Annotated in this window: 5 protein-coding genes and 1 tRNA gene; all 6 read right to left on the bottom strand. The window is 60.4% G+C overall.

Annotated features, from left to right (window positions below; all coding sequences use genetic code 11):
* Positions 1-93: 93 nt before the first annotated feature.
* Positions 94-180: transfer RNA gene (locus ACTQXM_RS08805), tRNA-Leu, on the bottom strand.
* 43 nt (positions 181-223) lie between these two features.
* Positions 224-1,141 (bottom strand): TatD family hydrolase, encoded by a 918-nt coding sequence (locus ACTQXM_RS08810; protein WP_441537239.1) that lies wholly within the window; start codon positions 1,139-1,141, stop codon positions 224-226.
* Positions 1,131-1,991, bottom strand: coding sequence for a 16S rRNA (adenine(1518)-N(6)/adenine(1519)-N(6))-dimethyltransferase RsmA (gene rsmA, locus ACTQXM_RS08815; protein WP_441031685.1), 861 nt, complete (start codon positions 1,989-1,991; stop codon positions 1,131-1,133). Before rsmA ends, ACTQXM_RS08810 begins: the two co-directional genes overlap by 11 nt.
* Before the next feature lie 107 nt (positions 1,992-2,098).
* The gene (gene metG / locus ACTQXM_RS08820; RefSeq protein ID WP_154517665.1) at positions 2,099-3,700 is read right to left on the bottom strand and encodes a methionine--tRNA ligase; all 1,602 of its coding nucleotides are present in this window, start codon (positions 3,698-3,700) and stop codon (positions 2,099-2,101) included.
* Between the two features lie 69 nt (positions 3,701-3,769).
* Positions 3,770-4,648: a 16S rRNA (cytidine(1402)-2'-O)-methyltransferase gene (gene rsmI / locus ACTQXM_RS08825; RefSeq protein ID WP_441044827.1), complete on the bottom strand. Its 879-nt coding sequence runs from the start codon at positions 4,646-4,648 to the stop codon at positions 3,770-3,772.
* 6 nt (positions 4,649-4,654) lie between these two features.
* The gene (locus ACTQXM_RS08830; protein ID WP_427728410.1) at positions 4,655-5,716 is read right to left on the bottom strand and encodes a glycoside hydrolase family 5 protein; all 1,062 of its coding nucleotides are present in this window, start codon (positions 5,714-5,716) and stop codon (positions 4,655-4,657) included.
* Between the last annotated feature and the right edge of the window lie 686 nt (positions 5,717-6,402).

The raw sequence follows: 6,402 nt of genomic DNA on the forward strand, positions 1-6,402 counted from the left end.
GCGTTTTCTTGACGCTCGTTCCTTCGCAGGTTCAAGTCCCTGCGATGGGCCCATAACAAAAAAGCTCCCATTGCTGGGAGCTCTTTCAATCAATGGTGCGGGCGAAAGGACTTGAACCTTCATGGGGTTGCCCCCATACGGACCTGAACCGTACGCGTCTGCCAATTCCGCCACGCCCGCGTGCAGGAATTAGAATAACGGAGCGCCACCGTGAACGCAAGAACTATTTTTGAAAAAGTTTGCAGGCATTGTCCCACGCAGCTTGCGCAATTGCCTCTGCTTTCTCTCCAGTACGATCGACACGGTCGTTGACCAGCGCGTTTGCTGTGATGGAAATCATTGCCGGCTCACACTCAAGACCGCGAATGGGCTCCGGAGCCATATACGGGCAATCCGTCTCGAACAAAATTCGATCGAGCGGGGTCGCCGCGAATGCCTCGCGCACATCATTGTTGCGCTTAAAGGTGGCCGCGCCGCCATAGGCGATATAGCAGCCCAAATCCACAAAGCGCTCCATCGTAGCGCGGTCCTCGCCAAAGCAGTGCAGCACGCAACCGGCCTGAGGCACGCCGACCTCGCGCAACACGTTGTACGCATCCACATGCGAGGAGCGCTCCTCGTCCGTGTCCTCATGACGCAGATGCAGCTCTACCGGCACATTGCGGCGTACGGCAACCTCGAGTTGGCGCGCCATACAGTCGATCTGCACGCTGTGGGGCGCCGGCGCGATGTCGTCGTCGTAATCCATGTGGTAGTCCAGACCGATCTCGCCGATACCGACGCATAAAGGATCATCAAGCGCAGCAACGACCTGTGCATGAATGTCATCGGTATAGTCCGGCGCACCATAGGGGTGCACACCGGCGAGATACTTTATCTGCGGAATATCCCGCATCGGCAAAATCTCGCGCACCAGCCAGTCGCTATAGTCCGTCACGCTGCGTTTGTCGGCAATGGGATCAAAGATCGTCACCAACAGGTCGACGCCTGCAGCCTTGGCGCGCACAAGCGTCTCGGGTACTTCCTTGCCCCAAAACGAGAGCAAGTGCGCATGCGTATCGGCAAGCGGCGCCAAGGGCACGGGGCAAGCAACCGTCTTCTTTTTCTTGGTAAACGTCACGCGCTCGTCATTAGGCATCATGGATTAGCTCCTGAGCTAGACGGACAAAATCGGCAACGCCAAGTGTCTCGGCGCGCGTGGTGGGTGCGATGCCGCAAGCCTCAAAGGCGGCATCGAGCACGTCCTTGGCAAAGCCGTTGGCGCTCATGGAATTGCGGATGGTCTTGCGACGCTGAGCAAACGCAGCGTCAATCACGCGGGCCACAAACTCGCGATCAAGCCCCTCGGGTGCTACGCCGTCAACACGGTCGATGCGCACGACGGCCGAATCCACATGCGGCGCCGGCATAAAGCAGCGCGGCGGCACCTCAAAGCGACCCGTCACCTGCGCATACAGGCCGAGCTTTGCCGTATAGCCGCCGTAGGTCTTGTTGCCAGGCGTTGCGGCAATGCGATCGGCAACCTCCTTTTGAACCATGACGACGGCGCGCTTGAGCGCGGGCATCGTCTGGAAGAACTGCAGAATGATCGTCGCTGCCACGTTATAGGGCAAGTTCGCGACAAATACCGTCGGCTCACCGCCCGCGGCCTGCTCAATCTGCTCCGGGCACACCTTGAGCGCGTCGCCCATGATAAAGCGGAAGTTGGCATAGTCGGCGGCATGGGCATCGAGCACCGGCTCGAGCTCGGGATCGGCCTCAATCGACGTGACGCACGCCGCCTCCTGAAGCAGCGCAAGCGTGAGCGTTCCAACGCCCGGACCAACCTCGAGCACGCGCTCATCGCCCGCAAGTTCGGAAAGCTCGCAAATACGCTCGATCACATGGTTGTCGATCAGGAAGTTCTGGCCCAGGCGATGCTTGGTCGCAAGGCCAAACTCCTCCAGCAGCTCCCTTGTTGCCGTGGGGTTTGCCAAAGGCGAAGTTGTCATAGTTGCCTCCTTAACATGGTGGCGGCGTCTTGAAACAAAAGGGCATGGACCGTTGCGGCCATGCCCTTACACCTAAACAGCAGATTGCCGATATGGCGCGCGGCGTCTTAACCCAGACGCGGGAACAGCGGCTCACCCTTCTCGACGGGCTGACCACCGGCAAGCAAACCCCAAGCGCAAATGCCCTTGAGGTCGTCGCTCGCGGCCTCGTCCTCGCACGACAGGCGGCGCAGGGCCTCGGTAGAAGTCTGGGGCATGAGCGGCATCAGCAGGTGAGCGGCAATGCGGATGGCCTCGAGGAGGTTGTAGATCACAAACGCCAGCTCGTCGGCCTTGGCCTCGTCCTTGGCAAGTGCCCAGGGCTCGGAGTCCTCGATGTAGTGGTTGGCGGCGTGGATGAGCTCCATAACCTCGTCTTTGGCTCCACCGTAATCGAGCACGTCCATCTTGGCCATGTAGCGCTCGGCCAGGCCATCGGCGATCTTTGCCAGCGGGTTATCGAACGCATCGAACGATGCGGGCTTGGCGGGCGCGCAACCGTCAAAGTACTTGCCGCTCATGTTGAGCGAACGCGAGATGAGGTTGCCCCAGCTGTTAGCGAGATCGGCGTTGTAGACCTGCTCCATGCGATCGAAGCTGATAGCGCCGTCGGTGCCGGGGACCACGTCGGTCATAAAGTAGTAGCGATAACCCTCGACGCCCAGCATGTCGATAACATCCTGCGGGGCAATGGCGTTGCCACGGCTCTTGGACATCTTCTCGGCCTTGCCAGTCTCGGCATTGCGCACGGTCAGGAAGCCGTGGGCAAAGACGTGCTCGGGCAGAGCCTCGCCAATGGCCATGAGCATAGCGGGCCAGATGACGCAGTGGAAGCGAATGATGTCCTTGCCCACAATGTGGAACTGCGCAGGCCAGCGATAGGCCAGCTCGGCACGGGCCTCGTCGGTGTCGACACCGTAGCCGACAGCCGTCATGTAGTTGAGTAGCGCGTCGAACCACACATAGGTCACATGGCCCTCATCGAACGGAACCTGGATGCCCCAGTCAAAGCTCGTACGGCTCACGGAAAGGTCGTTGAGGCCGCCCTCGACAAAGCTACGCACCTCGTTCATGCGGAATGCAGGCTCGACGAAATCGGGATGCTCGTCATAGAGCTTGAGCAGCTTGTCCTGGAAAGCGGAAAGCTTGAAGAAGTAGGACTCCTCCTGCACGCGCTCGAGCGGACGATGACAGTCGGGGCACAGGTGCTGGCCGACGCTGCCGTATTCCTCGTCACCCTTCTGGACCTGCGTGTCGGTAAAGTAAGTCTCGTCGGGCACACAGTACCAACCGTCGTAGCTGCCCTTATACAGGTAGCCAGACTCCTTCATGCGCTCCCACAGATACTGCACCGCATGATGCTGGCGCGGCTCGGTGGTGCGGATGAAGTCGTCGTTGGAGATCTCGAGTTTGCTCCAAAGCTCCTTGAAGTGCGGAGCCTGGCTGTCGGTCCACTCCTGCGGCGTCATGCCATGCTTGGCTGCGGCCTCGGCGACCTTCTCGCCGTGCTCGTCCATGCCGGTCAGGAACTTGACGTTATAGCCGGCGGAGCGGCGATAGCGAGCCTGGACGTCGGCGATGATGGTGGAATAAGCCGTGCCCAGATGCGGATCGGCATTGACGTAGTAGATAGGCGTCGTGATAAAGAACGAAGGCTTGCTTTGATCCATGGGGTTTGTCCTCCAGAAAAACGTTGCATACAGGGGATGATTCTAACGCAAGGGCTGGATATCCTCCATCTATTGCATATTGAGCACCATGGCATAGACATCGCGCTTGCGGCGTGAATACTTCTGAGACAGGCGCTTGGCCACCGCAGAGGCGGGCTCCCCCTCCTCGAGCGCGACACGGATATCCGCGCGCAGGGCCTCATCGGGATCCGCTGCCGCTGCGCCAACCGGCACAATGCCGGTCTCCTCGTCTTCACTCGGTGGCGCGATGACCAGCGCAATCTCGCCCTTTACTTCGCCACGGGCACGCAGCCCCTCGGCAAGCTGGGCGGCGGGCCCGCGCAAGACCTCCTCGTGCAGCTTGGTGAGTTCGCGGCAGACGGCAACCTCACGCTGGGGAAAGACCTCTGCCACGGCCTCGAGCGTCGCCACGATGCGATGTGGAGACTCGTAGAAGATGAGTGCGCCGGGCACCACGGCAAGGCGCTGCAAACGGCGCACGCGGTCGCCGTGCTTTCGGCCCAAAAAGCCCTCGAAGAAAAAATGCTCGCAGGGAATACCGGACGAAACGAGCGCCGTGACGCAAGCAGAGGGCCCGGGAATAACTTCGACGGGCACATCGGCCTCACGCGCCGCCTCGACCAGCGCTTGGCCGGGATCGGACACGCTCGGCATGCCGGCATCCGAGGCAAAGGCAAGGGTCTCACCCGCCAGCAGGCGGTCGACCAGACCGGCGGCGCGGCTGGCGATCACATTCTCGTCACAACGGACAAGCGGCTTGGAAATGCCCAGGTGCATCAGTAGCTTTGAGGTCACGCGCGTGTCCTCGCAGCAGATCGCATCGGCGGCGGCAAACGCCTCGCCAACGCGCGGAGACAGGTCGCCCAGGTTGCCGATGGGTGTTCCGACCACATAGAGTTTGCCCGTATGGGCGCTGTTTTGCGTCATATCAACCTATTCAATCATGCCGCGCTCGAGCGTACCGAGCGCCGCGCGGGCGTCCCATGCTGCGATGCGTTTCTCGGTCTTCCACGTTTGGAAGAACCAACCGGCAGCCGGCGCAAACGAAGCCAGCTGATTGGCGATAAACACGCGCTCGTAGGCATTGCGGCCCTCGGGCGTAACCGACGAGTTGGCAAAGATCGCCGCGCCCGACCATTCGCCCACCAGCACGGGGAACCCTGTCGAAATCGCTTCTTTAAGCTCGCGCTTGTTACGCGAAATCGCCGTCGTCAGCCCGCGGGGGCTCGTGATGTCGAGCGCATGCTCGTCGCGGTAATGGTACAGGTGAAGGTCCATGTAGACGTTCTTGTACTTGGCGCCGCGCATAAAATGCTTCCACTCGCCGGGATGTCCCGACGACGAGAAGACGACGATCTTATCCTCGGGCATATACGAACGGACGAGCTCGTAGGCATCGCGATAGAAATTGCGCAGGTAGTGGGCCGGAATGCCATCCGTCATGGTAAAGAGGCTCTTGCGGACACTCATCTGCGGCGTATCCAGCAGCTCAATGCCCAGCAGGCTCTCGGCCTCGCCGTAGCGATCGGCCAAGCGCTCCAGCACGTCGAGCGCAACGTGACGACCGTTGGTGGACGAATGCCACTCGGCAACAGCCTCCGGCGTGGTGGGCGAATCGTTGGAATCGCCCTGGCCACCGGGCACAGTCGCTAGATCAAGCAGCACGCGAATGTCGTACTTGGCAGCCCACTCAATTGCACGGTCAATGTAGTCGATAACCGAAATGTAGGACGCATCGGACTCCTGCGAGCCAAAGGCATACCAGGGCACCGGCAAACGCACGGCATTGAGACCAATCTGCGCCATACGGCGAAAATCATCTTCGCTTACGAATGTCTCATAATGGCGACGCATGCGCTCGTTATAGGCAGCAGTGCCCATGGCTTCTTGCAGTTCCGCCGCATTGGACGCACCTGTCGCCGCGTACAGCGACGGGGTCACCCAAGGCTCGGGAATAAACCAGCCAGAGAGATTAACGCCGAGTATCCTCTCCATCACGGCCCCCTTCGAATCGTGCAGGGCGAACCCGCATCGTATTGCATAGGAAAAGTATCGTTTTGAGTATACCCGCGCACACGGACAGCCGATCGAACGGTCTGCAAAGTGGCGCAAAAGTAGGAGTAATGTCTGGGCGGGCACACCCGAGATGGTACGCCAAGATGTGCACGCGCGCCGAAGGCAGGCGCCGGAAGGCGCATCCCGTTTCTTTGCTCAATAATGGAATGCATTTTCCGCCAGCAGGCCCAACCGGAAAGCATGTCCCGTAATTTCACGTCATTCCGGGTCGCATTTTCCCAAGCGCCCCTAAAGCGGAAAGCGCATCCCGCTCAGGATTGTAATTCTGGGATGCGTTTTCCGCGGGTCCACATAAAAGAAAAGGACCTCTTTGCAGAGGTCCTAGTCAATTCAAGGTGGCGGGGAAGGGAATCGCGTCCGCGCGCTGCGCGGACGGACCGCTGCGGCGCTTGCGCGCCTTGCGAGCTACGCTGGCAAACGCTATCGCGTTTCCTCAGCTCCGCGCCCTCGCGGGGTTCGATTCCGTGCGGGGGCTACATAAAATAAAAGGACCGCTTTGCAGAGGTCCTAGTCAATTCAAGGTGGCGGGGAAGGGAATCGCGTCCGCGCGCTGCGCGGACGGACCGCTGCGGCGCTTGCGCGCCTTGCGAGCTACGCTGGCAAAC

Origin of the sequence: Collinsella sp. LCP19S3_D3, assembly GCF_052121455.1 — a bacterium.
Classification (GTDB): Bacteria; Actinomycetota; Coriobacteriia; order Coriobacteriales; family Coriobacteriaceae; genus Collinsella.

What these genes read in the sequence shown, in the direction of transcription:
- rsmA (WP_441031685.1), bottom strand. Translation starts at nt 1,991, where the DNA reads ATGACAACTTCGCCTTTGGCAAACCCCACGGCAACAAGGGAGCTGCTG.
- ACTQXM_RS08810 (WP_441537239.1), bottom strand. Translation starts at nt 1,141, where the DNA reads ATGATGCCTAATGACGAGCGCGTGACGTTTACCAAGAAAAAGAAGACG.
- rsmI (WP_441044827.1), bottom strand. Translation starts at nt 4,648, where the DNA reads ATGACGCAAAACAGCGCCCATACGGGCAAACTCTATGTGGTCGGAACA.
- ACTQXM_RS08830 (WP_427728410.1), bottom strand. Translation starts at nt 5,716, where the DNA reads ATGGAGAGGATACTCGGCGTTAATCTCTCTGGCTGGTTTATTCCCGAG.
- metG (WP_154517665.1), bottom strand. Translation starts at nt 3,700, where the DNA reads ATGGATCAAAGCAAGCCTTCGTTCTTTATCACGACGCCTATCTACTAC.